We start from the raw sequence: 26,454 nt of genomic DNA, 5'->3' as shown, positions 1-26,454 counted from the left end.
CCTGCTCAGTTCGCGCGGCTCTCGTCTTCCTGCAGCAGCCGCCACATCACCTTGCCGCTGCCGCTCTTGGGCAGCGCATCCACGAACTGCACCTTGCGCGGGATCTTGTAGACCGCCATGTTCTCGCGGCACCAGTCGATGATCTGCTGCTCGGTGGTGTCCTTGTGCGTGGCGCGCAGCACCACCACCGCCTTGACCGATTCGCCGCGGTAGTCGTCCTTGGTCGAGATGACGCAGGCCTCCTGGATGGCGGGGTGGCGGAACATCAGCAGCTCGACCTCGGCCGGCCACACTTTGAAGCCGCTGGCGTTGATCATCCGCTTGAGGCGGTCGGTGATGAAGAAGTAGCCGTCCTCGTCCATGCGACCCATGTCGCCCGAGCGGAAGAAGCGCTTGCCCTCGAACTCGACGAAGGCAGCCGCGGTGGCATCGGGCCGTTTCCAATAGCCCTGGAACACCTCCGGGCCGTGGATGATGATCTCGCCCGATTCGCCGATGGGCATTTCGGCCAGGGTGTCGGGGTCGACCACCCGCGCGTCGGTGCTCATGAACGGAATGCCCAGGCACTGCTGCTTGGGGTGGTCCGACGGGTTGGTGTGCGACGGCGCGGCGGTCTCGGTCAGGCCGTAGCCTTCCTGGTACTTCAGCCCGTACTGCTCGAACAGGCGCTGCGCCACGGCCTGCGGCATGGCCGCGCCGCCGCCGCCGATGTAGGTCATGCTCGACAGGTCGTAGCTCGCGAAGTTGGGGCTGGCCATGAGGTCGATGACCATGGTCGGGATGTTGGTCCAGGCCGTGACCTTCCAGCGCGAGATGAGCCGGCCGGCCACGTCGCGGTCCCAGCGCGGCATGATGATCAGCGTGGCCGCCGCCAGGATGGCGGTGTGCATCATGCTGACCACGCCGGTGATGTGGAACATGGGCACCACCGCCAGCACCACCGTCTCGGAGGTCGAACAGCCCCAGAGCTGCCCGGCCATCGCGTTGTGCATCAGGCTCGAATGGTGGTGCACGCAGCCCTTGGGCAGGCCGGTGGTGCCGCTGGTGTAGGGCAGCAGCGCCATGTCGTCGGCGCCCACCACGTGCGCGGGCGGCGGATGGCCGGCGGCCAGCACGTCGGTCCAGGCCAGCGCCTCGCCGCCGGCCAGCGCGGGCAGCGGATGGCGGGTGGTGAGCCATTCCTTCCAGGCCGGTGCCGGGGCGTCCTCGCCGGAGATGTCGGCGTCGAAGGCGTCGGTGAACTGCGTCACGATCATGTGCGACAGCCGCTGCTCGGGCGGCAGTGCGTTGCTGGCCTTGGCAAGCTCGGGCGCGAGGTCGCCGGTGATGATCGCCACCTTGGCGTCGGGGTCGGTGATGTAGTGCTTGAGCTCCTCGGCCCGGTTCATCGGGTTGACCGGCACCACCACCGCGTTGGCGCGCAGGATCGCGAAATGCGCAATCACCAGCTGCGGGCAGTTCTGCATGTCCAGGATCACGCGGTCGCCGCGCTGCACGCCCAGCGCATGCAGCGCCCCGGCCAGGCGCTCGGCCTGTTCGGCGAATTCGCGATAGCTGAGCACACGGCCGAAGAACACGAGCGCCGGCTTGTCCGGGTAGCGGGCGGCCGAGGTGGCCAGGTTGTGCCAGAGCGAGGTGGCGGGGACGGTGATCGAATGCGGAAGGCGTTTGGGCCAGAACTTGTAATGCGGGCGTTGTTGCATGGTGAGAACAGGCGGGGAAAGCAGAGGGGAGAGACAAAAAAGCGGCTGCACGCAGCCTAAGCCGCCAATCACGCCGCTCCCATCGGGGAAGCCCGTGGAGCGTCGCCTAGGTGACGCCAATTTTTCTGACACCGCCGAAACACACGCTTGCGCCATGCGACTACAGACAACGGGCGGCCCATCGGCGATACCTGCCCTTCCCCCCACCCACCGCACCAAGGAGTCGACATGGCAGCAGACAAGCACGCAAGCGTTCACTGGGAAGGCGCCGGCAAGACCGGCAAGGGCCTGGTCAGCACCGAGACCGGCGCCCTCAAGGACTACCCCTACGGCTTCGCCAGCCGCTTCGAGGACGACAAGCGCGGCACCAACCCCGAGGAAATCGTCGGCGCGGCCCACGCGGCCTGCCTCACGATGGCCTTTGCCTTCGCGCTCGAGAAGGAAGGCTTCACCGCCACCCGCATCGACACGCGTGCCGCCGTGCGGCTGGCCAAGGATGGCGAGGGCTTCAAGATCGACCGCATCGCGCTCGAACTCGACGCCGCCGTGCCGAAGCTCGACGAAGCGAAGTTCCAGCAGATCGCCGCCGCCGCCAAGGCCGGCTGCCCGCTGTCGAAGGCGCTGGCGAGCGTGCCCGAAATCACCCTGAAAGCCACGCTGGCCGGCTGACCGGGCTGCTTATGATCGTCTCCACAACAAGGAGACGGATCATGAACAAGCCCATCCGGACCGCCCTGGCGGTCCTTTCTTTCAGCCTCGGCACCGCCGCGCTGGCCGCCTACCCCGACAAGCCGATCAAGCTCGTCATCGGCTTTCCGGCCGGCGGCCCGCTCGACCAGCATGCGCGCCTGCTGACCGACAAGCTGCAGGCCGTGCTCGGCCAGCCGATCATCATCGACTACAAGCCCGGCGCCGGCGGCTCCGTGGGAGCCGACGCGGTCGCCAAGAGCCCCGCCGACGGCTACACGCTGATGCTCGCCAACACCGGCGTGGCGGTGATCAACGGCGCGCTCTACAGCAAGCTGCCCTACAACACGCAGCGCGACTTCGTGCCCATCGCCCGCACCGCCATGCAGCCGCTGGCGCTGCTGGTCACGCCCAAGCTGCCGGTGCAGAACCTCAAGCAGTTCGTCGACTACGCCAAGGCGCGGCCGGGCCAGGTCAACTACGGCTCGGCCGGCAACGGCGGCATCAGCCACCTGGTGCCCGAGATGTTCAAGACCGCCACCGGCATCTTCATGGTGCACATCCCTTATCGCGGCAGCGCGCCGGCCTTCACAGACCTGATGGGCGGGCAGGTGCAGTTCATGGCCGAATCGATTCCGCAGGCGGCCAACTATCACAAGCAGGGCAAGGTGCGCGCGCTGGCCGTGACCAGCCGCGAACGCAACCCCGCCCTGCCCGAGGTGCCGACCGTGATCGAGTCGGGCGTCAAGGGCTTCGAGGTGGTGGGCTTCTACGGCTTCCTCGCCCCGAAGGACACGCCGAAAGACGTGGTCGCCAGGCTCGGCGACGCCTTCAGGCAGGTGCTGAACAACCCCGAAGTGCGCGACCGCATGGTGAGCCAGGGCGCCGACCCGGCCTACCTGGGCAGCGAGGACTTCGCTCGCTTCCTGGCAACGGAAACGCCGCGCTGGGAGAAGGCGGTGAAGGCGTCCGGCGCGCGGATGGACTGAGGGTTCCGTTCAAGGCCTCCGCACCGGGCCTGCGCTCCATTCAGGTGCACACAGCTTGCATACCAGTTGGCACAGAAGCTGCTGGTATGCAGGCATATGGCCATTTCCGCATCCGAAATCAGTGCACGCATCGTCGAAGCGGTGATGGCGCAGAAGCTCGCGCCGGGTTCGCGCCTGGGCGAGCAGCAACTGGCGATGCTGTTCGACTGCAGCCGCACCATCGTGCGCGAGGCGCTCACCCGGCTGGCGGCGCGCGGCATCGTCACGGTGAGCGCGCGGCGCGGCTGGTTCGTCATCGAGCCTTCGCAGGACGAGGCGCGCGAAGCCTTCGAGGCGCGGCGCGTCATCGAGCTGGGGCTCATTCGGAGCGCAGGCAGCGCGGGCCGCACCGGGAAGATCGAGAAAGCCGCCCTGCGCCAATTGAAGGCGCACCTGCAGCGTGAAAAAGCCGCACTGAAAGAGAGCGATGTCGGCAACCGCAGCTTCCTGCTCGGCGATTTCCACGTGTGCCTGGCCGAATGCCTGGGCAACACGCTGCTGGCCGACACGCTGCGCGACTACACCGCGCGCACCACGCTGATCGCGATGCTCTACCAGTCCACGCACGATGCGGTGCAGTCGTGCGAAGACCATGTGCAGATCGTTGCGGCGCTGGAGCGCGGCGACCACGCCGCCGCCGAGGCGCTGATGGCAGAGCACATCGGCACGGTGCAGTCGGCCCTGCGCGTGCAGGCGCCCACCGACCCGCTCGCGCAGCTGCGCGACGCGCTGGCGCCGCTGCAGAACACCCAGGCCGCCGCGGCTGCGGCGCCAAAGGCCAAGCGCCGCAAGCCGGGCGCCACGCCACCCGATTCCGATTCTTCGACTTACCTAGGAGCCTTGCTATGACCTTCTCTTTCCTGTCCAAACGCCAGTTCGCGCTCGCCATGGTGTCCGCGGCCATGCTGTCCGCCACCGGCGCGGCGCAGGCCCAGAACGCACTCGACAACGTGCTCAAGGCCAAGACCATCAAGATCGCCGTGCCGACCGACTACCCGCCCTACGGCTCGGTCGACAAGAACATGAAGCCGCAGGGCCTCGACGTGGAAATGGCCGAGCTCATCGCCGCCAAGCTGGGCGTGAAGGTCGAGCTGGTGCCCGTGACCAGCGCCAACCGCATTCCCTACCTGCAGACCCGCAAGGCAGACCTGGTAATTTCCACGCTCGGCAAGAACCCCGAGCGCGAGAAGGTGATCGACTTCTCTTCCGCCTACGCGCCCTTCTTCCAGGCCGTGTACGCAGCCAAGAGCATGAAGCTCACCAGCTTCGCCGACATGGCGGGCAAGACCGTGGCCGTGACGCGCGGCGCGATGGAAGACCAGGAGCTGAACAAGGTGGCGCCGCCGAACGTCGACTACCGCCGCTTCGAGGACAACAACGCGACCATCGCCGCCTTCGTGGCCGGCCAGACGCAGACCATCGCGACCAGCGCGGCGGTCGCCGGCGACATGCTCGCCAAGAACCCCAAGGTGAGCGCCGAGTTCAAGCTGCTGCTGAAAGACAGCCCCTGCTTCGTCGGCGTCGCCAAGGGCGAGACCGCGCTGAAGACCAAGGTGAACGAGATCATTGCCGCCGCCAAGAAGGACGGCACGCTCGACGCCATGTCGAAAAAATGGCTCGGCAAGGCCGCAGGCGACCTGCCCGTCTGATCGAGCCACGCGGCCATGAACATCGAATTCGACTTCGGGGCGGTTCTGTCGGAATGGCCGCTGCTGCTTCGCGGCGTGGCGTGGACCATCGGCCTCACGGCTGTGGGCACCGTGCTGGGCATGATCGTCGGCACTTTCTGCGCATGGGCGCGCGCGAACGGGGCGGCATGGCTGCGCATCGTGGTGGGCACGTATGTGGAGCTGATCCGCAACACGCCCTTCATCGTGCAGCTGTTCTTCATCTTCTTCGGGCTGCCGGCGGCGGGCGTCAAGCTCTCGCCGGAGGTGGCTTCGGTGATCGCGATGGTGATGAACCTCGGCGCCTATTCCACCGAGATCATCCGCGCCGGCATCGAGGCCACGCCCAAGGGGCAGATCGAAGCCGCGGTGAGCCTGGCGCTGAGCAAGTCGCAGGTGTTCCTGCGGGTGGTGCTGCCGCCGGCGCTGAAGAAGGTATGGCCCGCGATGGTGAGCCAGATCGTCATCGTGATGCTGGGCTCCGCCGTTTGCGGGCAGATCTCCACCGAGGAGCTGAGCTACGCGGCCAACCTCATCCAGAGCCGCAACTTCCGCGCCTTCGAAGCCTTCATCGTCGCCACGCTCATCTATCTCGCGCTGTCGGTCGCGTTGCGCCGGCTGCTCGACTGGGCGGGGCCGAAGTTCTTCTTCGGCCGCTGACCGAACACGGGCCCTTTCACCATGGTCGATTTTTCTCTCTGGGACATCCTGCGCAACCTGCTGATGGCGTTGCGCTGGACCGTCGTGCTGTCGCTCATCGCCTTCATCGGCGGCGGCATCGTGGGGGCGCTGCTGCTGTTCCTGCGGCTGCGCGGCGGCAGGTTCGCGAACAAGGCCGTGGGCCTGTACGTGCAGCTCTTCCAGGGCACGCCGCTGCTGATGCAGCTGTTCCTGGCGTACTTCGGCATTGCGCTGTTCGGCATCGACGTGTCGGCATGGACGGCCGCCAGCGTGGCGCTCACGCTGTACACCAGCGCCTTCCTCGCCGAGATCTGGCGCGGCTGCGTGGCCTCGATTCCCAAGGGGCAATGGGAAGCCTCGGGCAGCCTGGCGCTGAGCTTCGGCGAGCAGATGCGCCACGTCATTCTTCCGCAGGCCGTGAAGATCGCCATCGCGCCGACGGTCGGCTTCCTGGTGCAGGTCATCAAGGGCACGGCGCTGGCCTCGGTGATCGGCTTCGTCGAACTCACCAAGGCCGGCAGCATGATTTCGAACGCCACCTTCAAGCCCTTCGTGGTGTTCAGCTGCGTGGCCCTGCTTTATTTCGTACTGTGCTTTCCCGTGAGCCTGTACGCCAAGACCCTCGAGAGGAAAACCCATGGCCGCCGTGCTTGACGAATCGCAACAACAGCCCGCCACCTCGGTGGGTGCGCCCATCGTGCGCATCACCGCGCTGCGCAAGTCCTACGGCACCAACGAGGTGCTCAAGGGCATCGACCTGGAAGTCAAGCGCGGCGAGGTGATCGCCATCATCGGCAAGAGCGGTTCGGGCAAGAGCACGCTGCTGCGCTGCATCAACGGGCTCGAGGTATTCCAGGAAGGCTCGCTCACCGTCGACGGCAAGCCGCTGCTGCATGAAAGCGCCATGGCCATGCGCGAGCTGCGCCAGCGCGTGGGCATGATCTTCCAGAGCTTCAACCTGTTCCCGCATCTCACGGTCGGCAAGAACGTGATGCTCGCGCCCACGCTGGTGAAGAAGCGCGCCGGCCTTGAAGCCGCCTCGCAGGCGCGCAAGCTGCTCACGCGCGTCGGCCTGGCCGAGAAGTTCGACGCCATGCCCGACCAGCTCTCCGGCGGCCAGCAGCAGCGCGTGGCGATTGCCCGCGCGCTGGCGATGGAGCCGGCGGTGCTGCTGTGCGACGAGATCACATCGGCGCTCGACCCCGAATTGGTGGGCGAAGTGCTGCGCGTGGTGGAGTCGCTGGCCGACGAGGGCATGACGCTGCTGATGGTCACGCACGAGATGAGCTTCGCGCGCAAGGTCAGCGACCGCGTGATCTTCATGCACCAGGGCCGCGTGCACGAGATGGGACCGCCGGCGGAGCTGTTCGGCAACCCGCAGACGGCCGAGCTGAAGCAGTTCCTGTCGTCGCTGCACGACTGACTGATCGAGGGGCGCCGCGCGGCATGGGCTATCCTCCGCCCATGGCCTGCCTGCACATCGCGTCGATTATTCGCACCATTCCAAAGATGGTGGGTTAGCGCGCGGTTCCTCTACAGACTTCACGCCATGCAACCCGCCCTACGAGGCGGGTTTTTTGTCTCCTGGGGTTTTCTTCAAGACCACGACAGGAGATCGAACGATGTCATCGAACCCCACCCGCCCCGTAGTTCGTACCGTGCTTCACATGGTCTGCGGCAAGATCGCCGCGGGCAAGTCGACCCTCACCCAGCGCCTCGCGGCCGAGCCAAACACCATGCTCATCAGCGAAGACGCCTGGCTCGCCACGCTGTACCCGGGCGAGATCCGCGAGCTGCCCGACTACGTGCGCGCATCCGGCCGGCTGAAGGCGGCGATGGCCGACCACGTGGCGGCACTGCTTGCGGCCGGCGTGTCGGTGGTGCTCGACTTTCCCGCGAACACTGTCGCCAACCGGGCCTGGGCGCGCGGCATCTTCGAGAAGGCCGGCGCAGCGCACAAGCTGCATTTTCTGGACGTGCCCGATGAGGTCTGCAAGCAGCGGCTGCGGGCGCGCAACGCGTCGGGCACGCACGCCTTCGAGACTTCGGACGCCCAGTTCGAGCTGATCAGCAGCCACTTCGTCCCGCCCTCGCCGGACGAAGGCTTCGAGGTGGTGCGCCATGCCTGAGCCGCTAAGCTCAGGCTCCATGCAGATCGAGCAAGCCCGCCCCGAGGAAGCCGCCACCGTCGCGGCCGTATTGAATGAAGCCGCGCAGTGGATCGCCGCCGAAGGCCGTCCGCTGTGGACGGCCAGCGACATCGCCCCCGAGCGCATCCGGCGCGACACCGAGGCCGGCGGCTACTTCATCGCACGCAACAACGGTGAGGTGGCCGGCGTCGTCCGGCTCGACCTCGAAGACCCGCACTTCTGGCCCGAGATCGAAAGCGGGAGTTCAGTGTTCGTGCACAAGCTGGCGGTGCGCAGGGCGTGGGCCGGGCAAGGCGTGCCGGTCGCACTGCTGGGCTTTGCGCGCGAGCATGCGCGCCGACTCGGCCGGCCCTGGCTGCGGCTGGACTGCGTGGCCGACCGTGCGCCGCTGCGTGCGCTGTACGAAGGCTTCGGCTTCTCGCTGCACAGCGTGGTCCACAAGGGCGAGCGCGCGTTCGCCCGCTTCGAGCTGGCCGTGCCGCCGCTCGCCGAATAGCCTTTCGACCGGCGCCGCGCGGCGCCCTGTCTGGCTGCGCGCCGCCGCGCCATGGCGGATTTGTCCGACCGATACCCCGCCCGACTTCTGCTAGCTTCCCGGGCTGGCGGCAAAACGGGTGACAACGGGCGAACGGCCCCAGGCGGTAGAAAGCAGCGCGCATGCTCAACGGCACATCGACAACGGCATATCCCTTCCTGGCGGGCGGCGGCGAACTCGCCGGCCTGATCGCCGGCTTCGACTGGGCCGCCACCGGGCTCGGCCCGCTGGAGACCTGGCCCGGCCACATGCGCAGCGCGGTGTCCATCATGCTCAGGTCGGACGTGGCCATCGCCACGCTGTGGGGCGAGCACGGCGTGCTGATCTACAACGACGCCTACGCCGCGTTCTCGGGCATCCGGCATCCCCAGGTGCTGGGCATGCGCGTGCGCGAGGCCTGGTCGGAGGCGGCGGCCTTCAACGACCATGTGCTGAAGGTCGGCCTGTCCGGGCGGACCCTGAGCTTCCAGGACCAGGAGCTGGTGCTGAACCGCCGCGGCGTGGCCGAGCAGGTGTGGATGAACCTGAACTATTCGCCGCTGCTGGACGACCACGGCAACCCTGTGGGCGTGTGGGCGCTGGTGATCGACACCACCGCCAAGGTGCAGGCCGAGCGCCGGCTGCAGGACGACCGCGCGCGCTTCGCGCAGCTGTTCGAGCAGGCCCCCAGCTTCATGGCCATGCTGGAGGGGCCGCAGCACCGCATCGTGCTGGCCAACCCGGGCTACCTGCGGCTGGTCGGCAACCGGCCGGTGGTCGGCCTGCCGGTGGCCGAGGCGCTGCCCGACGCGGCGGCCCAGGGCTACGTGGCGCTGCTCGACAAGGTGTACCGCGACGGCGAGGCCTTCACCGCGCACGGCTCGCGCTACGACGTGCAGGTGGAGGCGAACGGGCCGGTGCGCGAGTGCTATGTGGACTTCGTGTTCCAGCCGATCCGCGATGCGTCGGGCGCGGTGTCGGGCATTTTCGTGGAGGGCGTGGACGTCACCGCGCGCATGGCCGCGGAGGCCCGGCGCGCGGCGCTCGCCGACTTCACCGACAAGCTGCGGGGCCTGCGCAGCGCGGCCGACGTGGGCCTGGCGGCGGCGGAAATGCTGGCCGCCACGCTCGGCGTGAGCCGCGCGGGCTACGGCAGCGTCGACCACGACACCGGCGAACTGCGGGTGGAACGCGACTGGCACTCGCCCGACTGCGACTCGCTGGTCGGCGCGCTGAACCTGGGCGACTACGGCTCGTTCGTCGACAGCCTGCGCAACGACGAGTTCGTGGCCGTGCCCGACGTGCGGCTGGACCCGCGCACGGCCGCCACCGCCGGCGCGCTGGAAGCACGGCACGCCCGCGCCTTCATGAACGTGCCGGTGGTGGAGCAGGGTCGCCTGGTGGCGCTGCTGTTCGTCAATCACCTGCACGTGCGCGAATGGACGCCCGAGGAAGGCGCCTTCATGCGCGAGATTTCCGCGCGTACGCGCACCGCCGCGGAACGCGTGCGCAGCGAGGCCGCGCTGCGCGAGGCCAACGAGTCGCTGGAGCTGAAGGTGGCGCAACGCACGCAGGAGCTGATGGAGGTCGAGGCCCGGTTCCGCCAGGCGCAGAAGATGGAGGCCATCGGCCAGCTCACCGGCGGCATCGCGCACGACTTCAACAACCTGCTGGGAGGCATGAGCACCAGCCTGCAGGTGCTGGAAAAGCGGCTGCAGCTGCAGAAGTTCGACAACGCCGGCCGCTACATCGGCATGGCGCAGGACGCGGTGCGCAGGGCCGCCTCGCTCACGCAGCGGCTGCTGGCCTTCTCGCGCCGCCAGACGCTGGACCCCAAGCCGACCGACGTGAACCGGCTGGTCGCGGGCATCGAGGAGATGGTGCGCCGCACCGTGGGCCCCTCGGTGGTGGTCGAGGTGGTGGGCGCGGGCGGGCTGTGGCTGACGCGGGTCGACGCCTCGCAGCTGGAGAACGCGGTGCTCAACCTCTGCATCAACGCGCGCGACGCCATGTCGCCGCACGGCGGGCGCCTGACCATCGAGACGGCCAACAAGTGGCTGGACGACCGCAGCGCGGCCGAGCGGGAGCTGCCGCCGGGGCAGTACATCTCGGTGTGCGTCAGCGACACCGGCACTGGCATGACCAGCGAGGTGGCGGCGCGCGCCTTCGACCCTTTCTTCACAACCAAGCCCATGGGCCAGGGCACCGGGCTGGGCCTGTCGATGGTGTACGGATTCGTGCGGCAGTCGGGCGGGCAGGTGCGCATCTATTCCGAGCCCGGCGCGGGCACGACCATGTGCCTGTACCTGCCGCGCTTCGTCGGCGAGGCCGAGGCCGACCTGCCGCTGCCGCAGCCGGCGGCCGATCACCGCGGCGAAGGCGAGGTGGTGCTGGTGGTGGAGGACGAGGCCACCATCCGCGCCATCGTGGCCGAGGAGCTGGAAGACGCCGGCTACCGCGTGGTCTCGGTGGCCGACGGCGCCGCCGCGCTGAGGATGCTGCAGTCGGACGAGGGCATCGACCTGCTGCTGACCGACGTGGGCCTGCCCGGCGGGCTGAACGGCCGCCAGGTGGCCGACGCGGGCCGCGTGACCCGCCCCGGGCTGAAGGTGCTGTTCATCACCGGCTACGCGGAGAATGCGGCCGTGGGCAACGGCCTGCTCGAATACGGCATGGAAGTGATCACCAAGCCCTTCGACGTGGCCGCGCTGGTGGCCAAGGTGCAGGAGATGATCGAGCGCTGAACCCTCCCGGCACAGCACCCGGGCCCGCCCAGGCTGTGGCAAGCTCGCGAGCCGCATGACGAACCGTATGACATTCCGCTTCCCACCCTCCCCGTCGTTCCCGACCCTGTCCGCGCGCCGCCGGATGCTGCGCGCGCTGCTGGGCGCCGCGGCCCTGCAGGCGCCCTTCGCGGCGCTGGCCGGCTTCAACTTCTTCACCAGCGAATACACCGCCACACGCGACGAGCTGCAGGCGCAGATCGCCAGGCGCTTTCCGGTGGCCGAGCGCTACGCGGAGATCTTCATGGTCGGCCTGCGCGATCCGCAACTGGGCCTGGACGCACGCAACAACCGCGCGGCCATCACCGCCACGCTGACCATCGCGAGCCCCCTGCTGGCCGCATCGCCGGTGCAGGGCGTGGTGTCGGTCAGCAGCGCGCTGAAGTACGACGCCGCCACGCGCGCGCTGCGGCTCGACCAGCCCAAGGCCGAGCGGCTCGAGCTGCAGGGCGTCGAGGGACGCGACGCCGAGCGGCTGCAGAAGATCGGCGCGGTGGTCGCGCAGGAACTGCTGCAAGGCCAGGTGCTGCGCAGCTTCACGGCCGACGAGCTGACGGTCGGGCGCAAGACCTACGAGATCGGCGACATCACCGTGTCGGACAACGGCATCAAGGTGCAACTCAAATGAAGATGAAATTCACCCTCCTCGCCGCCACCGCGCTGCTCGCCGCCGGCTGCGCAGCCATCTTGCCCACGGCCAAGCAGCATTTCGACCTCGAGGCCCATCGCGGCGGCCGGGGCCTGGCGCCCGAGAACACGCTGGCCGCGTTCGACAACGCCATCGACCTGGGCGTGACCACGCTCGAACTCGACATCGGGCTCACGGCCGACGGCGTCGTCGTGATCTCGCACGACACCTCGCTCAACCCCGACCACACCCGCGACGCCAGCGGCGCCTGGCTGGCGCCCAGGAGCGGCGCAGCGATCCGCTCGCTCACGCTGGCGCAGCTGCAGACCTACGACGTGGGCCGGCTGAACCCGTCGAGCAACTACGGCAAGCAGTTCGCGCTGCAGCAGCCGCGCGACGGCGAACGCATTCCGACGCTGGCCTCGCTGTTCGAGCGGGTGCAGGCGCGCGGCGCCAATGCGGCCACGGTGCGCTTCAACATCGAAACCAAGATCGATCCGAACAAGCCCGGCGAAACGGCGGCGCCCGAGCCGATGGTGCGCGCGCTGCTGGCCGAGATCGACAAGGCGAAGATGGCCGGCCGGGTGACCGTGCAGAGCTTCGACTGGCGCACGCTGGCGCTGGTCGGCCAGCTCGCGCCGCAGCTGCCGCGCGCCTATCTCACCACGCCGCGCACGCTGCAGGACCCCCGCTGGACCGCCGGCCTGGCACTTTCGAACTTCGCCTCGGTGCCGCAGATGGTCAAGGCCGCGTCGGCCAACGGGACCGGCCCGGTGATCTGGTCGCCGGCCTACGCCGACCTGTCGCCCGCGGTCATCAAGGAGGCGCAGAAGCTCGGCATGACCGTGCTGCCCTGGACCGTGAACCAGCGCGCCGACATGCAGCGCCTGATGGACTGGGGTGCCGACGGCATCATCACCGACTACCCCGACATGCTGCGCGACCTGATGCGCGAACGCGGCCTGGCGCTGCCGCCGCCCGGAAAGGCCGCGCCATGAGCCGCGAAATCGCCACGGCCCAGCTCGACGCCCTGGCCGCGCGCATCGCGGCGCTCGGCGGCAGCGGTGGCGGCCCGGTCACCGCCCTGTCCGACGAGGCACGCGGCAGTGCCGAGCTGCTTGCCGCACTGCCGCCGCGCTACGGCGAGGTGCTGCTGAACCTGCTGGACCGGCTCGAGTCGAGCGCGCTCTTCAGCGAGGAAAGCTGCTCCTTCAGCCAGAAGGACCTGCTCGACAACCTGAAGGTGTGGGCCGACAAGGCCCGTGGCCAGCTGGTGGCATAAGTCGCCGGTTTATCATCCCGCCCCATGCGCACCCTGCTGCTCGCCTTGATGATCGCCCTGCTGCCCATTCGCGGCTGGCTCGGCGACGCCATGGCGGTGGAGATGGTGCGGCACTCGCTGCCGGCGGCCTCGATGGCAACGGCGGCCACCCAAGCCCATTGCCATGAGGCAATGGAGGCGGCGGAAGCCGGCGACGGCATGGACCACATGGCCATGTCCATGGCCGACCACCACGCCGGCTCGCAGCACAACGGCAGCGACAACGACGACGCCGGCCACCAGGGCTGCGGCACCTGCACCGCCTGCCAGGTCTGCCACACGGTGGCACTCGGCGGCATGCCCCTCGTCGACATCGTGCACAGCGCGCCCCAGGCGCCGCCTGCCGCACACGCGACCCGCTTCGCCAGCGCGGAGCCCGCCCCGGGCCTGAAGCCGCCCATTTCCTGATCTCCCTGCCCGTAGTCCGTCCGCAGTGAGCCTGTCCCGGCTCGCGGCGTCCGTCGTATTGCTCATGGAGATCGAGCGTGAACCCCAATATTGGCCGGCCGCCTGCCGGCCGCGATTCCCCTTCTTCCGTTTCATTCGTCCGCACCGCGGCCGCGCTGGCCGCGGCGCTGGTGCTGGCCGGCTGCGCCAGCCTCTCGTCCGACGGCGGCAGCGCCGACGTGCAGGCGCTGACGGCCGGCAATCCGCTCGTGGCCGGCGCCGCGGCCCAGCGTGCGCCCGACGAGGCCTCGCGCAAGCGCATCGGCGAACTGCTCGCACGGCCGCTGGATGCCGAATCGGCCGTGCGCATCGCGCTGGTCAACAGCCCGCGCGTGCAGGACGCCTTCGCCACGCTGCAACTGAGCGACGCCGACCGCGTGCAGGCCGCGAGCCTGCCGAACCCGGTGCTCGCCTTCAGCCGCCTGCGCGAAGGCAGCGAGCGCGAGTTCGAGCGCATGCTGAGCTTCAACGTGGTGGGCCTGCTCACGCTGCCGTGGCAGGCGCGCTGGGCCGGCCAGCGGCATGAGTCGGCCAAGCTGCAGGCCGCGCAGAGCGTGCTGGTGCTGGCCGCCGACACCCGCCGCGCCTGGGTGCGCGCGGTGGCCGCGCAGCAGAGCGTGGCCTACCTGCGCGACGCGAAGGAGGCCACCGAAGCCGGTGCCGAACTCGCGCACCGCATGGCCAGGGCCGGCAACTGGAGCGCTCTGCAGCGCACGCGCGAACAGCTCCTGCTGGCCGACGCCTCGGCGCAGCTCGCTCGCGCGGAACAGTCGGCCGTCGCCTCGCGCGAACAGCTCACCCGGCTGCTCGGCCTGAGCGGCGGCGACACCGCCTACACCCTGCCCGACCGCCTGCCGCCGCTGCCCGATGCGGCGCCCGAACTCGGCGACGTGCAGGCGCTGGCGCTGCGCGACCGGCTCGACGTGCGCTCGGCCACGGCGCAGAACGCGGCGGTGGCCGGCTCGCTCGGCCTCACGCACGCCACCAGCGTGATCAACGCGATGGAGCTGGGCGTGGTGCGCAACACGAAGTTCGACAACGGCGCGGACCGCTCGCGCAGCACCAAGCGCGGCTTCGAGCTCGACCTGCCGGTTCCGGTCTTCGACTGGGGCCAGGCGCGCAACGGCCGCGCCGAGGCGCTGTATCTGCAGTCGGCCGCCCGCGTGCGCGACGTGGGCGTGCTGGCCGCGAGCGAGGCGCGCGAGGCATGGCGGGGCTGGAACACCGCCTATGCCATCGCCCGCCGCTACCGCGACGAGGTGCTGCCGCTGCGCAAGCAGGTCAACGAGGAAATGGTGCTGCGCTACAACGGCATGCTCGCGAGCGTGTGGGAGCTGCTCGGCGAAACCCGCGCCAGCGTGCTCGCGGTGAACGCGGGCATGGAGGCGCAGCGCGACTTCTGGCTGGCGGACACCGACCTGCAACTGGTGCTCACCGGCAGTTCGCCCGGCGGCATGACCGCGCTGCAGACCGCCGCGTCCAGCGAGACGCCAGCGGCGGGAGGCCACTGACATGAACCGTCGCAACTTCTTCGCGGGCGCGGCCACGGCCGTTGCCGCCACCACCGTGAGCCGCGTGGGCATGGCCGCATTGCCCGAGCCGGTGTCGCAAGGCTCGACCGCCACCGCGCCGCCGCTAGAGCCGCCCAACGGCCGGCACTACAACCCTGTCGTCACGCTCAACGGCTGGACGCTGCCGTGGCGCATGAACGCCGGTGTCAAGGAATTCCACCTCGTCGCCGAACCCGTGGTGCGCGAGATGGCGCCCGGCTTCAAGGTCAACATGTGGGGCTACAACGGCCAGTCGCCCGGCCCGACCATCGAGGTGGTCGAGGGCGACCGCGTGCGCATCTTCGTGACCAACCGGCTGCCCGAGCACACCACCGTGCACTGGCACGGCCAGCGCCTGCCCAACGGCATGGACGGCGTGGGCGGCATCACGCAGCCGCACATCCCGCCGGGCAAGACCTTCGTCTACGAGTTCACCGCGCGCCGGCCCGGCACCTTCATGTACCACCCGCACGCCGACGAGATGGTGCAGATGGCGATGGGAATGATGGGTTTCTGGGTCACGCATCCGCGCGAGGCCCGCAGCCATCCGCTGATCGAGCCGGTGCAGCGCGACTTCTGCTTCCTGCTCGGCAGCTTCGACGTGGAGCCCGGCAGCGCCACGCCCAAGGTCAACACCATGACCGACTTCAACATCTGGAGCTTCAACAGCCGCGTGTTCCCAGCCATCGACACGCTGAACGTGCGCCGCGGCGACCGTGTGCGCATCCGCGTGGGCAACCTCACGATGACCAACCACCCCATCCACATCCACGGCCACGAGTTCGAGGTGACGGGCACCGACGGCGGCCCGGTGCCGCGCACCGCGCGATGGCCGGAGGTGTCGGTCGACGTGGCGGTGGGCCAGATGCGGCAAATGGAGTTCATTGCCGACGAGGAAGGCGACTGGGCGCTGCACTGCCACAAGGCGCACCACACCATGGGCCCGATGGGCCACGAGGTGCCGACCATGATCGGTGTCGACCAGAAGGGCGTGGCCGAGAAGATCCGCAAGCTCGTGCCCGACTATATGGTGATGGGCGACAAGGGCATGGCCGACATGGGCGAGATGGAGATGCCCATTCCCGACAACACCGTGCCGATGATGACCGGCACCGGCCCCTTCGGCTCGGCCGAGATGGGCGGCATGTTCACGCTGCTGAAGGTGCGGCGCGACCAGAAGCCGGGCGACTACCGCGACCCGGGCTGGTTCAGGCACCCGGCGGGCACCGTCGCGCGCGAAGTACCGGGGGCGAACGTGCCGCCGGCCACGCGCAGCGCCCCTGCCTCCAAGGGCGGCGGCAACAAGACCGACGCCAGCGTGCGCAAGCCTTCGGGCCACGGCGCGCACGACCACTGATCTCTTTTCCTGGAACCCACCTCATGAACAAGACACTCGCATCCATCGCCGCCTGCCTGGCGCTTGCGGCAGCCGCCACCGCCGCGCAGGCCCACGAGGCCCACGTCGCCAAGCCGCAAGGCGCCGCCACGCCCGCACCCGAACAGAAGCCCTGGGGCATCGCGGGCAAGGCCGGCGCGGTGAAGCGCACCATCGACATCGCGATGGCCGACGACATGACCTTCACGCCCTCCGTCATCGAAGTGCGAGAAGGCGACACCGTCCGCCTGCGCCTGAAGAACCGCGGCAAGGACCTGCACGAACTGGTGCTGGGGACCACCGCCGAGATCGAGGCGCACGCGGCCATGATGAAGAAATTCCCGGGCATGGAGCACGACGAGCCGTGGATGGTGCACGTGCCCCCGGGCAAGACCGGCGACATGGTCTGGACCTTCAACCGCGCCGGCGATTTCGACTTCGCCTGCCTGGTGAAGGACCACTACGAACTCGGCATGGCCGGCCGCGTCCGCGTGCTGCCCGCCGCCGGCAAATCCTGAAGGAGAAATCATGCAAAGAAGAAAGCTGCTGCTGGCATTGGCGTCCACTGCCGTGCCGTTTGCCGCCACGACCGCGATGGCCGCGGCGCCGATGGTCGAGATCTGGAAAGACCCGAACTGCGGCTGCTGCCAGGACTGGGTCAAGCACCTCGACAAGAGCGGCTTCGCCACGCGCGTGCACGACGAAGGCAATACCGCCGCGCGCACCCGCCTGGGCATGCCCGCCAAGCTGGGCTCGTGCCACACGGGCCTCGTCGGCGGCTACGCCATCGAAGGCCACGTGCCAGCGCGCGAGGTGCAACGGCTGCTCAAGGAAAAGCCCAAGGCCGTCGGCCTCGCCGTGCCCGGCATGCCGGTCGGATCGCCCGGCATGGACGGCCCGGCCTATGGCGACCGGCGCGATCCCTACGACGTGCTGCTGGTGCTGGCCGACGGCAGCACGCGCGTCTATCAAAGCTATCGCTGAACCAACCGCCTACCGAAGAAAGCAAACTCATCATGAAAAAACTGTTCACCGCACTCTCCGCCGCCCTGCTCGCCGCAGCCGCCTTCGCGCAGGCTGCATTGCCTTCCGTCGAGGGCGAGGTCCGCAAGATCGACACCGATGCGAAGAAGATCACGCTGAAGCACGGCGACATTCCCAACCTCGAGATGACGGGCATGACGATGGTCTTCCGCGTGAGCGACCCCGCGCTGCTCACCAAGGTGAAGCCCGGCGACAAGGTGCAGTTCACGGCCGACAAGGTCGACGGCGCGCTCACGGTGCTTTCGATAGCGCCGGCGAACTGAGATTCGCCGGCCGGCTTCAGGACTAGAAGCGTCCCGGATCGAAGGGCGCCAGCGGTATCTCCGCCGCAACGCCAGCGAGCAACTGCGCCGCCAGCCGCCCCGTGCGCGCCGAGCCGCACAGGCCCACGTGGCCATGCCCGAAGGCCAGCACGATGTCGGTGCTGGCACCTGACGGGCCGATGCAGGGCAGCCCGTCGGGCAGGCTCGGGCGATGCCCGAGCCAGTGCTTCACGGAAGGCGCGCCCGGCGCGGGCCGTGCAAGCGTCGGAAACATCGACTGCAGATGCTCATGCAGGATTTCGGCACGGCGCCAGTCGGGCTCCGCTTCAAGGCCCGCGATCTCGACCTGCCCTGCCGCGCGCAGGCCGCCGTCCATCCAGTGCGCGATGAGCTTGCCGTCGGCCACCATGGTCGGCGTGCGCGGGCCCGCCTTGGCGTCTTCGACGACCACGTGGTAGCCGCGCTCCGACTCCAGCGGCACCGCGGAGCCAGCGGCCGCGGCCAGCGCGCCTGAGCGGGCACCGGCGCAGATGGCGGCGCCGTCGCAGGCGATTTCGCCGGCCTCGGTGCGCACGGCACGCAGCCGGCCGCCCTCGATGCGAAACCCCGTTGCGCGGGCGGCGACCCGTTCGGCGCCCGCATCGAGCGCATGCTGCGCCAGGGCCGCCACGTAGGCGCCCGGGTTGCGGCAGTGGCCGGCCTCGGGCACGAAGATGCCCAGGGTGTAGCGCGGATCGAGATCGGGTTCGCGGCGGCGCAGTTCGTGCTCCGGCCATTCCTCCCACTGGATGCCGACGCGCCGGCGCACGCGCCAGCCCAGGGCATCGCCGTCGAACTCCGCGCGCGAGCGGTAGGCGTGCAGCAGCCCGCGCCGCTCGATGAGCTGCGGCACGCCCGCTTCGGCAGCCAGTTGCGCGTGCAGCGCGGGCGCGTCGGCCAGCAGCGTGCGCAGTGCGTCGGCGGTGCGCTGCACGCGCGCCTCGGTCCAGCCCGAGGCCAGGTAGCGCAGCAGCCATGGCAGGGCCCGAGGCAGGTAGCGCCAGCGCAGGGCGAGCGGCCCGAGCGGGTCGGCCAGCCAGCCGGGCACCTTGCGCCAGGCCCCCGGCAACGCGGGCGGCACCACCGAATGCGACGACAGCCAGCCGGCGTTGCCGTAGCTCGTGGCATGCGGGCCGCCCGGCTCGCCGGGCTCCACCACCGTCACGCGCAAACCCGCGCGCAGAGCCTCGATGGCGGTGGCGCTGCCTACCGCGCCCGCGCCGATCACCACGACATGACGGCTCCCGCCGTCGGGGGAGAAACTTCTTGCAACTGTCATGGTGCTGATCGTAGAGGGTGCGGTCTCATAATCGGCCGCCATGCCAGCCTCCTCTTCCAACTCTTTCGCCTCTTCCCATTCCGCCGGTTCCATCACCGACGTCGCCGGCATCGAAGTCGGCCATTTCTCCGACACTCGCCGCCCCACCGGCTGCACCGTGATCATGGCGCGCGACGGCGCGGTGGGCGGTGTCGACGTGCGCGGCGCGGCCCCCGGCACGCGCGAGACCGACCTGCTCGCGCCCGGCAACCTGGTGCAGCAGGTGCATGCGGTGATGCTCGCGGGCGGCAGTGCCTGGGGCCTGGCCGCGGCCGAAGGCGCCATGCGCTGGATGGAAGAGCGCGGCATCGGCATGGACGTGCGCTTCGGCACGCTGCCCATCGTGCCCGCCGCCGTGCTGTTCGACCTGCCGATGGGCGATGCGCGCATCCGCCCCGACGCCGCGGCCGGCTATGCCGCCTGCGAGGCCGCGAGCACGGCGCCGCCCGCCGAAGGCAACGTGGGTGCAGGCTCCGGCGCGCTGGTGGGCAAGCTCTTCGGCGTGCACCGTGCGATGAAGGGCGGCATCGGCACCGCGTCGGTCAAGGTCGGCGGCGTCACGGTGGGCGCGCTGATCGCGGTGAATCCGCTGGGCGACGTGATCGACCACAACACCGGCCAGCCCGTGGCCGGCGCGCGCACCGAAGACGGCAAGTCGCTGCTCGACACCCGCCGCGCCCTGCTGCGCGGCGACAGCCCCAAGCCGCTGCTGGCAGGCACCAACACCACCATCGGCGTGATCGCCACCGACGCGGTGCTGACCAAGGTGCAGGCCAACCGGCTCGCCATGGTCGCGCACGACGGGCTGGCGCGCTCCATCAACCCTGTGCACACCATGAGCGACGGCGACACGCTGTTCGCGCTGGCCACCGGCCGCATGCCGCTGGAAGGCAACGCACCGGGCATGACGGTGCTCAGCACCATGGCCGCCGAGGCGGTCGCCATCGCCACGCTGCGCGCGGTGCAGGCGGCGCGCGCGGTGACGGTGGGCGAGCTGCACATTCCCTGCGCGGCGGACATGGCAGCAACGCGCGGCTGACACTTCACGAGAAGACCACCATGGCGTTCCCCCGGACCTTGAAGCTCATCCTGCTGTCGATCCGCGACCTGATCGCCTCGGCGGGGCCGATCGTGTTCATCGTGATCGGCCTGCTGGTCGCCGCCTACTGGTGGCTGCAACCGCAACCGCCCAAGCACGTCACGCTCGCCACCGGCCCCACGGGCAGCGCCTATGCGCAGTTCGGCAAGCACTATGCGGAAGCCCTCAAGCGCGCCGGCATCGAGGTGGAGCTCAAGCCCACCTCGGGCTCGACCGAGAACCTGCAGCTGCTGCGCACCGGCGGCGCCGACGTGGGCTTCGTGCGCGGCGGCAGCGCCGACCCGGTGGCGGACGAGCAGGCCGGCCTGACATCGCTCGGCAGCCTGTTCTACGAGCCGATCTGGCTCTTCTACCGCGCCGATTCGGCACAGAAGATCGACCGCAAGACCGGCACGCTGACATCGCTCACGCAACTGCGCGGCCTGCGCGTAAACGTCGACCTGCCGGGCAGCGGCCTGCCGGACATCATGGAGCGCATGCTCAAGGCCAACAAGCTCGGGCCCGGCGACCTGCTGCTGTCGAACCTCGAGCAGGCCGCCGCCGCCGAGGCGCTGCAGGCGGGGCTGCTCGACGCCATCGTGCTGTCGTCGGCGCCGCAGTCGCCGCAGGTACAGCACCTGCTGCGCTCCGACGACATCAAGCTCATGGACTTCGGCCAGGCCGACGCCTATTCGCGCCGCTTCCCGTTCCTGTCGGCCGTGACGCTGCCGCGCGGCGTGGTCGACCTGTCGAAGGACCTGCCGCCGCACGACGTGTCGCTGCTGGCCGCCACCACCTCTTTGCTGTCGCGCGACGAAACACACCCCGCCCTGCGGCAGCTGTTCGCGCAGTCCGCGCAGACACTGCACAGCGGCGCCGGCTGGTTCAACCGGGCGCGCGACTTTCCCAACACGCGCACCAGCGAGCTGCCGGTGAGCCCCGAAGGCGACCGCGCCATCAACGGCACGCCGCCGGCCTGGCAGCGCTACCTGCCGTTCTGGGCCAGCAACCTGATCGAGCGGATGTGGCTGGTGCTCGGCGGCCTGCTGGTGCTGATGCTGCCGCTGAGCCGCGTGGTGCCGCCGCTCTACCAGTTCCGAGTGCGCCGCCGCGTGTTCCGCTGGTATGCGCGGCTGCGCGACATCGAGGCCAAGGTCGATGCGCACAAGGGCGAAAAGAAGGCGCTGCTGGACGACCTCGACCAGCTCGACCGCACCGTCAACAAGGTGGCCGTGCCGCTGTCGTATGCCGACGAGCTCTACGCGCTGCGCAACAACATCTACGCGGTGCGCAAGCGCGTGCTCGCGCGAGGCATGCCGGAAGCCGAACCGGCGGCGGCCGCAACGAACAATGCCGGGTGACGGCAAGGCGCTTTCGGGCCGTCGCGCCTGCTGGTGGCCCTCTCAGATCAACGACACCGCCGCCCTGCGCGCGGGCTTCAACGAAGCGCTTGACTTGGAGCGCACTCTAATTTCGAGAATCAACGCCATGGAAACCAGCCTGACCATTGCGGAAGTCGCGAAGCGAACCGGCCTCACGGCCTACACGCTGCGCTACTACGAGCGCATCGGGTTGATTGCCGCGGTGCCGCGTGCGCCGGGCGGTCAGCGGCGGTATGCGAGCGCCGACATGGACTTGCTGGATTTCCTGTTGCGCCTGCGCGAGACCGGCATGTCCATCCAGGGCATGCAGGCCTTCGTCAGGCTTCGAAGCCAGGGGGACGCCAGCGTCGGCGAGCGGCGCGAGATGCTCGAGCAGCACCTTGCCGAAGTTCAGGCCCGGGTGGCGGCGCTGCAGCAATCCATGCAGGCGCTGTCGCTCAAGATCGGCCACTACCGCAAGGTCGAGAAGACGAAGAGGCGTCCTCCTCCATCGGGCAAAGCCCGGGAAGGAAAGACGAGCAATGACGAACACACAGAACCAGGGCCACGACGACAACCTGCGCTACACGCGTGGCCTGGCCAAGCTCCAGGAGATCGACGGTGAAGGCGGCGTCAACGTGGTCGAGAGCCTGGCCGGCATCGCGCCCGACTTCAGCCGCCTGCTGATCGAGTTTCCGTTCGGCGACATCTACTCGCGCCCTGGCCTCGACCTTCGCGCCCGCGAGATCGCGACGGTGGCCGCGCTCACCGCCATGGGCAATGCCGCGCCGCAACTGAAGGTGCACATCCAGGCCGCCCTGAACGTCGGCGTGACGCGCGACGAAGTGGTCGAGATCATCATGCAGATGGCCGTGTATGCGGGCTTTCCAGCGGCATTGAACGGCCTCTTCGCCGCACGCGATGTGTTTGCCGCGGACGATGAAAAAAGCGCGCGGCCCCTTGCGGAACCGCGCGCTCTTGCCGAAGCGGCCGAAGCCGCCTGAGCCTTACTTCAGGGCTTTGTAGCGCATGCGCTTGGGCTTGGCGCCTTCTTCGCCAAGGCGCTTCTTCTTGTCGGCTTCGTACTCCTGGTAGTTGCCGTCGAAGAAGGTCCACTGGCTGTCGCCTTCGGCGGCCAGGATGTGGGTGGCGATGCGGTCGAGGAACCAGCGGTCATGGCTGATCACCATGACCGTGCCGGCGAACTCGAGCAGCGCGTCTTCGAGGGCGCGCAGGGTTTCCACGTCCAGGTCGTTCGACGGTTCGTCGAGCAGCAGCACGTTGCCGCCGGCGATCAGCGTCTTGGCCAGGTGCAGGCGGCCGCGTTCACCGCCCGACAGCGTGCCGACCTTCTTCTGCTGGTCGGCGCCGTTGAAGTTGAAGCGGCCCGCATACGCGCGGCTGGCCATCTGGAACTTGCCGACGTTGATGATGTCCAGGCCGTTCGAGATGTCTTCCCACACGGTCTTCTGGTTGGCCAGCTCGTCGCGGTGCTGGTCGACGAAGGCCATCTTCACGGTCTGGCCGATGACGACCTCGCCCGAATCCGGCTTTTCCTTGCCCGCGAGCAGCTTGAACAGCGTCGACTTGCCGGCGCCGTTCGGGCCGATGATGCCGACGATGGCGCCCGGCGGAACGGTGAAGCTCAGGTTGTCGATCAGCATGCGGTCGCCGAAGGACTTGCTCACGTTGTGGAACTCGAACACCTGCTGGCCCAGCCGCTCCGCCACGGGAATGAAGATTTCCTGCGTTTCGTTGCGCTTCTGGTATTCCATGTCGCTCAGCTCTTCGAAGCGGGCGAGGCGTGACTTGCTCTTGGCCTGGCGCGCCTTCGGGTTCTGGCGCGACCACTCCAGTTCCTTCTTCAGCGCCTTGGCGTGGGCTTCTTCGCTCTTCTGCTCCTGCGCCAGGCGTTCGCCCTTCTGCTCGAGCCAGGTGCTGTAGTTGCCCTTCCAGGGAATGCCGCGGCCGCGGTCCATTTCCAGGATCCACTCGGCCGCGTTGTCGAGGAAGTAGCGATCGTGGGTGATGGCCACCACGGTGCCCGTGAAGCGCTGCAGGAACACTTCGAGCCACTCCACCGATTCGGCGTCCAGGTGGTTGGTCGGCTCGTCGAGCAGCAGCATGTCGGGCTTGCTCAGCAGCAGGCGGCACAGCGCCACGCGGCGCTTTTCACCGCCCGACAGCACGCCGATCTTGGCGTCCCAGGCCGGCAGGCGCAGGGCGTCGGCGGCAATTTCGAGCTGGTGTTCGGAATCGGTGCCGGCGGTGGCGATGATGGCTTCGAGCTGGGCCTGCTCGGCCGCCAGCGCGTCGAAGTCGGCGTCTTCGGCGCCGTAGGCGATGTACACCTCTTCCAGGCGCGCCTTGGCGGCGAACACCGCGCCCATGGACTCCTCGACCGATTCGCGCACCGTGTGCTCGGGGTCGAGCTTGGGTTCCTGCTCCAGGTAGCCGATCGTCATGCCCGGCATGGGCAGTGCCTCGCCCTCGAATTCCTTGTCCACACCCGCCATGATCTTGAGCAGCGTGGACTTGCCCGAGCCGTTCAGGCCGAGCACGCCGATCTTGGCGCCGGGGAAAAAGGACAGCGAAATGTCTTTCAAGAGCTGCCGCTTGGGCGGCACGGTCTTGCTGACACGGTTCATCGAATAGACGTATTGAGCCATCTGGGAGTAGTTACCTTGGGTACAAAGATTCGGGGGAAAGCGCGGGCGCCAGAAAAGCACGTTCGGGCGCGGCAAACCACCGATTATCGACTCATGCGACAATAGTCTCAGTTGCCGGGTCCAGTTGCCCGCAACACCGGCTCTCTGCCGGGGACGAAGAAAGCTCCATCCAACAACCCTTTCGCGAGGGCGGACTTTCCGGCTCCCACCCCTGACCTTCATCTGCCTTGACTGGCTCGGCGTCAACAAGACGCCAAGCGGGCCGATGCCACTGCGCCGTGTATGGCGCTTATTGTTTCCAATGAATTTTGACGAACTGAAGCTGGCCCCCGCCATCTTGAAGGCTGTGCACGAGCACGGCTACGACTCGCCCACCCCCATCCAGGCGCAAGCCATCCCCGCGGTGCTCGAAGGTCATGACCTGCTGGGCGGCGCACAGACCGGCACCGGCAAGACCGCCGCCTTCACGCTGCCGATGCTGCACAAGCTCAGCATGAGCCGCAGCGCCACCAACAAGTTCGGCGGCGTCGGCATCCGCGCCCTCGTGCTGACCCCCACCCGCGAACTCGCGGCCCAGGTCGAAGAGTCGGTGCGCACGTACGGCAAGTACCTGCAGCTCGACTCGACCGTGATCTTCGGCGGCGTCGGCATGAACCCGCAGATCAGCAAGCTCAAGAAGGGCGTTGACATCCTCGTGGCCACCCCCGGCCGCCTGCTCGACCTGCAGCAGCAGGGCATGCTCGACCTGAGCCAGGTCCAGATGCTGATCCTCGACGAAGCCGACCGCATGCTCGACATGGGCTTCATCCACGACGTGAAGAAGATCCTGGCCCTGGTGCCCAAGGAAAAGCAGAGCCTGCTTTTCTCGGCCACCTTCAGCGACGAGATCCGCGACCTGGCCGCCACGCTGCTGAAGAACCCGCAGAGCATCCAGGTCACGCCGCGCAACACCACCGTGCAGCGCATCACCCAGGTGATCCACCCCGTGGGCCGCGGCAAGAAGAAGGCGCTGCTCGCGCACATCATCAACGAGAACAAGTGGAGCCAGGTGCTCGTGTTCACGCGCACCAAGTTCGGCGCCAACAGCGTGGCCGAATTCCTCACCAAGAACGGCATCGAGGCGATGGCGCTGCACGGCAACAAGAGCCAGAGCGCCCGCACGCAGGCGCTGGCCGGCTTCAAGAGCGGCGACATCCGCGCGCTGGTGGCCACCGACATCGCGGCCCGCGGCATCGACATCGACGAGCTGCCGCACGTGGTGAACTACGAGATCCCGAACGTCAGCGAAGACTACGTCCACCGCATCGGCCGCACCGGCCGCGCCGGTTCGAGCGGCGAGGCAGTTAGCTTCGTGTGCCTGGACGAAGAAGGCTTCATGCAGGAAATCGAACGCTTCACCAAGCAGACGATTCCCGTTCAGATCGTCGAGGGCTTCGGCCCCGAGGAAGGCGAGCGCGCCGAGCCCATCGCCATGGGCCGCCAGACGATCTGGGGCGGCGCCGGCCGTCCGCCGAGCCGCGACGTGATGCAGGCTGCCGCCAAGGCCGCCCGCACCGAGATGCTGCAACGCATCCGCGAGAACAAGGCCGGCCAGGGTGGCGGCAACGGCGGTGGCGGCGGCAATGGCGGCGGTCAGCGCCGCGGCGGCGGCCAGGGCCAGGGCGGCGGCCAGGCCCGCAATGCCAACGGCGGCGGACAAGGCCAAGGCCCGCGCGGCCCGGGTGCCCGCGCACCGCAAGGCCGCGGCCCGCAAGGTCCGGCACGCGCACCGCACCATGCGCCGCATCAGCATCAGCAAGCCCCTCAGCCGCATGACGAGCGCCAGCCGCGCCATCACGGCAACAGCCACAGCCCGACGCAAGCCAACCAGGTCGCGCACCTGCGTGCCGAAGCAGTCGCAGGCGGCGCGGGCCAGCCGGATCCGTTGCGCACCAGCGTCGACCACATGGGTGGCGGCCGCGGACGCGGTCGTCCGGGTGGCGGCGGCGGTGGCTACGGCGGCAACCGTTCGGGCGGCGGTGGCCGCTCGGGTGGCGGCGGTGGTGGCTATGGCGGCGGTGGCGGCCGTTCCGGTGGCGGCGGTGGCCGTTCCTTCGGCCGCTGAGGCTGGAGAAAGCACACGCATCCGGGCGGCACGCCTGTCCGGAA

27 protein-coding genes are annotated in these 26,454 nt (G+C 68.9%); 24 read left to right on the top strand and 3 right to left on the bottom strand.

The genetic code is table 11. The annotated features are described in order from the left end of the window. Positions 1-5: 5 nt before the first annotated feature. A complete protein-coding gene (locus WIX39_RS13120) occupies positions 6-1,703 on the bottom strand; it encodes a long-chain fatty acid--CoA ligase (RefSeq protein ID WP_081271491.1) in 1,698 nt (565 codons plus the stop codon). Between the two features lie 228 nt (positions 1,704-1,931). Between WIX39_RS13120 and WIX39_RS13115 the strand changes: the two genes are divergently transcribed. The 19 genes from WIX39_RS13115 to WIX39_RS13025 all read left to right on the top strand — a co-directional run bounded on the left by WIX39_RS13115 (position 1,932) and on the right by WIX39_RS13025 (position 17,841). Continuing rightward, positions 1,932-2,372 carry an OsmC family protein gene (locus WIX39_RS13115; protein ID WP_081271490.1) on the top strand — a complete coding sequence of 147 codons (441 nt, stop codon included), beginning with the start codon at positions 1,932-1,934 and terminating at the stop codon, positions 2,370-2,372. Positions 2,373-2,413: 41 nt separating this feature from the next. Next, positions 2,414-3,379, top strand: coding sequence for a Bug family tripartite tricarboxylate transporter substrate binding protein (locus WIX39_RS13110; RefSeq protein WP_285411875.1), 966 nt, complete (start codon positions 2,414-2,416; stop codon positions 3,377-3,379). Between the two features lie 96 nt (positions 3,380-3,475). Beyond that, positions 3,476-4,267, top strand: a complete 792-nt coding sequence (locus WIX39_RS13105; protein ID WP_409195169.1) for a GntR family transcriptional regulator — start codon at positions 3,476-3,478, stop codon at positions 4,265-4,267. Further along, entirely contained in the window at positions 4,264-5,067 is an 804-nt protein-coding gene (locus tag WIX39_RS13100; protein WP_409195168.1) for a transporter substrate-binding domain-containing protein, read from the top strand. Before WIX39_RS13105 ends, WIX39_RS13100 begins: the two co-directional genes overlap by 4 nt. 15 nt (positions 5,068-5,082) lie before the next feature. Continuing rightward, the gene (locus WIX39_RS13095; RefSeq protein ID WP_081271487.1) at positions 5,083-5,745 is read left to right on the top strand and encodes an amino acid ABC transporter permease; all 663 of its coding nucleotides are present in this window, start codon (positions 5,083-5,085) and stop codon (positions 5,743-5,745) included. Between the two features lie 21 nt (positions 5,746-5,766). Beyond that, positions 5,767-6,420 carry an amino acid ABC transporter permease gene (locus tag WIX39_RS13090; RefSeq protein WP_409195167.1) on the top strand — a complete coding sequence of 218 codons (654 nt, stop codon included), beginning with the start codon at positions 5,767-5,769 and terminating at the stop codon, positions 6,418-6,420. After that, positions 6,404-7,189, top strand: a complete 786-nt coding sequence (locus WIX39_RS13085; protein WP_409195166.1) for an amino acid ABC transporter ATP-binding protein — start codon at positions 6,404-6,406, stop codon at positions 7,187-7,189. Before WIX39_RS13090 ends, WIX39_RS13085 begins: the two co-directional genes overlap by 17 nt. A gap of 199 nt (positions 7,190-7,388) precedes the next feature. Beyond that, the gene (locus WIX39_RS13080) at positions 7,389-7,895 is read left to right on the top strand and encodes an AAA family ATPase (RefSeq protein WP_409195165.1); all 507 of its coding nucleotides are present in this window, start codon (positions 7,389-7,391) and stop codon (positions 7,893-7,895) included. A 19-nt stretch (positions 7,896-7,914) separates the two neighbouring features. Beyond that, positions 7,915-8,412, top strand: a complete 498-nt coding sequence (locus WIX39_RS13075; protein WP_409195164.1) for a GNAT family N-acetyltransferase — start codon at positions 7,915-7,917, stop codon at positions 8,410-8,412. A gap of 161 nt (positions 8,413-8,573) precedes the next feature. Next, positions 8,574-11,174 (top strand): PAS domain-containing protein, encoded by a 2,601-nt coding sequence (locus tag WIX39_RS13070; protein ID WP_409195163.1) that lies wholly within the window; start codon positions 8,574-8,576, stop codon positions 11,172-11,174. Positions 11,175-11,241: 67 nt separating this feature from the next. Continuing rightward, the gene (locus WIX39_RS13065) at positions 11,242-11,841 is read left to right on the top strand and encodes a DUF1439 domain-containing protein (RefSeq protein ID WP_409195162.1); all 600 of its coding nucleotides are present in this window, start codon (positions 11,242-11,244) and stop codon (positions 11,839-11,841) included. A 2-nt stretch (positions 11,842-11,843) separates the two neighbouring features. Next, positions 11,844-12,839 (top strand): glycerophosphodiester phosphodiesterase, encoded by a 996-nt coding sequence (locus WIX39_RS13060; protein ID WP_409195161.1) that lies wholly within the window; start codon positions 11,844-11,846, stop codon positions 12,837-12,839. Beyond that, on the top strand, positions 12,836-13,123 hold the full coding sequence (locus tag WIX39_RS13055) for a hypothetical protein (protein WP_155742692.1): 288 nt from the start codon (positions 12,836-12,838) through the stop codon (positions 13,121-13,123). The genes WIX39_RS13060 and WIX39_RS13055 overlap by 4 nt, the downstream gene beginning before the upstream one ends. A gap of 24 nt (positions 13,124-13,147) precedes the next feature. After that, positions 13,148-13,570: a hypothetical protein gene (locus tag WIX39_RS13050; protein WP_409195160.1), complete on the top strand. Its 423-nt coding sequence runs from the start codon at positions 13,148-13,150 to the stop codon at positions 13,568-13,570. A gap of 77 nt (positions 13,571-13,647) precedes the next feature. Further along, on the top strand, positions 13,648-15,120 hold the full coding sequence (locus WIX39_RS13045) for a TolC family protein (protein WP_409195159.1): 1,473 nt from the start codon (positions 13,648-13,650) through the stop codon (positions 15,118-15,120). 1 nt (position 15,121) lies between these two features. Next, on the top strand, positions 15,122-16,516 hold the full coding sequence (locus WIX39_RS13040; RefSeq protein ID WP_409195158.1) for a multicopper oxidase family protein: 1,395 nt from the start codon (positions 15,122-15,124) through the stop codon (positions 16,514-16,516). A gap of 23 nt (positions 16,517-16,539) precedes the next feature. Next, positions 16,540-17,052, top strand: coding sequence for a cupredoxin domain-containing protein (locus tag WIX39_RS13035; protein WP_409195157.1), 513 nt, complete (start codon positions 16,540-16,542; stop codon positions 17,050-17,052). Positions 17,053-17,062: 10 nt separating this feature from the next. After that, positions 17,063-17,518 carry a DUF411 domain-containing protein gene (locus WIX39_RS13030; RefSeq protein WP_081271476.1) on the top strand — a complete coding sequence of 152 codons (456 nt, stop codon included), beginning with the start codon at positions 17,063-17,065 and terminating at the stop codon, positions 17,516-17,518. A gap of 32 nt (positions 17,519-17,550) precedes the next feature. Next, positions 17,551-17,841, top strand: a complete 291-nt coding sequence (locus tag WIX39_RS13025) for a copper-binding protein (protein ID WP_093078801.1) — start codon at positions 17,551-17,553, stop codon at positions 17,839-17,841. A gap of 22 nt (positions 17,842-17,863) precedes the next feature. On the opposite strand, the gene WIX39_RS13020 is transcribed toward WIX39_RS13025, so the two are convergent. Beyond that, positions 17,864-19,159, bottom strand: coding sequence for an NAD(P)/FAD-dependent oxidoreductase (locus WIX39_RS13020; RefSeq protein WP_106935108.1), 1,296 nt, complete (start codon positions 19,157-19,159; stop codon positions 17,864-17,866). A gap of 40 nt (positions 19,160-19,199) precedes the next feature. Here WIX39_RS13020 and WIX39_RS13015 point away from each other — a divergent pair, with 40 nt between their 5' ends. Genes WIX39_RS13015 through WIX39_RS13000 form a run of 4 tightly spaced genes read left to right on the top strand, consistent with a single transcriptional unit; the run spans position 19,200 to position 22,641 of the window. Continuing rightward, positions 19,200-20,237, top strand: a complete 1,038-nt coding sequence (locus tag WIX39_RS13015) for a P1 family peptidase (RefSeq protein WP_106935109.1) — start codon at positions 19,200-19,202, stop codon at positions 20,235-20,237. Between the two features lie 20 nt (positions 20,238-20,257). Continuing rightward, a complete protein-coding gene (locus WIX39_RS13010; protein ID WP_081271472.1) occupies positions 20,258-21,637 on the top strand; it encodes a TAXI family TRAP transporter solute-binding subunit in 1,380 nt (459 codons plus the stop codon). After that, the gene (locus tag WIX39_RS13005) at positions 21,627-22,262 is read left to right on the top strand and encodes a MerR family transcriptional regulator (protein ID WP_409195156.1); all 636 of its coding nucleotides are present in this window, start codon (positions 21,627-21,629) and stop codon (positions 22,260-22,262) included. The genes WIX39_RS13010 and WIX39_RS13005 overlap by 11 nt, the downstream gene beginning before the upstream one ends. After that, positions 22,180-22,641 carry a carboxymuconolactone decarboxylase family protein gene (locus WIX39_RS13000; RefSeq protein ID WP_409195155.1) on the top strand — a complete coding sequence of 154 codons (462 nt, stop codon included), beginning with the start codon at positions 22,180-22,182 and terminating at the stop codon, positions 22,639-22,641. Before WIX39_RS13005 ends, WIX39_RS13000 begins: the two co-directional genes overlap by 83 nt. A 3-nt stretch (positions 22,642-22,644) precedes the next feature. Here WIX39_RS13000 and ettA read toward each other — a convergent pair whose 3' ends face one another. Further along, entirely contained in the window at positions 22,645-24,306 is a 1,662-nt protein-coding gene (gene ettA, locus WIX39_RS12995) for an energy-dependent translational throttle protein EttA (RefSeq protein WP_081271470.1), read from the bottom strand. Between the two features lie 301 nt (positions 24,307-24,607). Here ettA and WIX39_RS12990 point away from each other — a divergent pair, with 301 nt between their 5' ends. Beyond that, positions 24,608-26,410 (top strand): DEAD/DEAH box helicase, encoded by a 1,803-nt coding sequence (locus tag WIX39_RS12990; protein ID WP_409195154.1) that lies wholly within the window; start codon positions 24,608-24,610, stop codon positions 26,408-26,410. Positions 26,411-26,454 lie beyond the last annotated feature (44 nt).

The sequence above is a fragment of the Variovorax sp. AB1(2024) genome, assembly GCF_037482385.2.
GTDB lineage: Bacteria > Pseudomonadota > Gammaproteobacteria > Burkholderiales > Burkholderiaceae_C > Variovorax.
The sequence above is the reverse complement of the archived record's forward strand: the minus strand, read 5'-3'. Positions and strand labels throughout refer to the sequence as shown.